This is a genomic window from Moorena sp. SIO4A1, from assembly GCF_010672065.1.
Lineage (GTDB): Bacteria > Cyanobacteriota > Cyanobacteriia > Cyanobacteriales > Coleofasciculaceae > Moorena.
Genome location: NZ_JAAHHX010000744.1, coordinates 1 through 1,412 on the forward strand (window position 1 = coordinate 1; position 1,412 = coordinate 1,412).

General features: G+C 42.1%; 2 protein-coding genes. Both read right to left on the reverse strand.

Features of this window, described 5'->3' with window-relative positions:
• Window positions 1-86 precede the first annotated feature (86 nt).
• On the reverse strand, window positions 87-1,028 hold the full coding sequence (locus F6K53_RS42545; RefSeq protein ID WP_293086582.1) for a group II intron maturase-specific domain-containing protein: 942 nt from the start codon (window positions 1,026-1,028) through the stop codon (window positions 87-89).
• Entirely contained in the window at window positions 949-1,359 is a 411-nt protein-coding gene (locus F6K53_RS42550; protein WP_293086585.1) for a reverse transcriptase domain-containing protein, read from the reverse strand. Before F6K53_RS42550 ends, F6K53_RS42545 begins: the two co-directional genes overlap by 80 nt.
• Window positions 1,360-1,412 lie beyond the last annotated feature (53 nt).

Sequence of the window (1,412 nt, forward strand, 5' to 3'; positions counted from 1 at the left end):
TGCCCCACCGACTCGTCTTCAGAACCGGACATGACACTTTCGCATCATCCGGCTCCTCATCATAGGAACCATTGACATTGGTACCTCTAGAACGGATTCTCATCTAACTTTGAAGAGTTGACTTTGGTCCCGTGTTTGACGTCGTGACAATGGAGGTGAAGTAACTCTAGATTTTTGTCTAGGTCGTTACCTCCTAGAGCGCGTGGTATAATATGGTGTTTTTCCAACAAATCTCCATCCCTGAAGGTAAGACCACAATGGGCGCATTTCCCTTCTTGCCGTTCTAAAAGCCTTCCCTTCTGAGTGGTCATCTCAGGATGCTTTCTCATTCTGGTGCTCCAATAAATTAGGTCTCCATCGTAGGGACTCCTGGTTTCTTGAACTTTTATGTGCCTGACTATTTCAGTTTTGGCATGTTTTGGGAGGTAGTTATTCCCGTTGGTCATGAATACCCAGTTATCTTCTCCGATGGTTCCCCAATATTTCTTGGTTACCCAGGTTCTTGATTTGTTGGGGTGTCTCCTATATCCCCATCTTCGAAGTTTGTTCCAGAGTAGATTCCCTAATTTTGAGAAGGTTTCTTTGCTACAAACAGAGCTGTAGTAGTTACACCATCCTCTTATAATAGGTTTAAGTTGGCTTATTAACGCCTTCTGTGGGGCAGCTTTATGTCTATTGATGACTTGGGAAAGCTGCCCGTAATGTTCTAGAACTTTTTCTTTGGATGGTTTGATGATGGTTTTAAAACCTCGTTTTGAATGGTTTTTACCTGTTTTATATTGACGGATGTTGAATCCAATAAAATCAAATCCGTCAAAAGTGTGGGTAATTTGGGTTTTACTTGGTTTTAGTTCCAACCCCATGTCCTGTAGCCATGTGTTGATTACTTCTTGATATTCTTCTACCACTTTTTGGTCTGGGTGAAGGATGACGAAATCATCTGCGTATCTAATTAGGGCTAATCCTTTTTTGTAATATGTTTTTTTCCCCTTGATAGAGTTGGCATAGTTCCATACCTCTTGTTCCATTCCGTGGAGGGCTATGTTCGCGCTTTTGTGGGGATATCACCCCACCTTGAGGGGTGCCCTCGTTTGTGTGTGAGAATATTCCCTTATCCATCACACCGGCTTTTAGCCAGGACTTAATTAAACGTCTCATGGATGGATAGGTATTCAATTTTGTTAGAAGTGCATCATGGTTTATTTTGTCGAAGCATTTGGCAATGTCAGCATCAAGAACCCATTTGGGTTTTTTGTTGATGAAATTGAATATACCAAAAAACAGAAAGTTTAAGGCGGACAAAAATAACAGAAATAGAGGAAAGGTTGGACAGTGGGACAGTAGCAGAATACTCCCCATTTACTAACCCCTTGATGTCTTCATCGGATCACTCCCTGACCTGGTGGCACTGG

Coding starts and splice junctions, on each gene's coding strand:
- F6K53_RS42545 (WP_293086582.1), bottom strand. CDS start 1,028: ATGGAACAAGAGGTATGGAACTATGCCAACTCTATCAAGGGGAAAAAA.
- F6K53_RS42550 (WP_293086585.1), bottom strand. CDS start 1,359: ATGGGGAGTATTCTGCTACTGTCCCACTGTCCAACCTTTCCTCTATTT.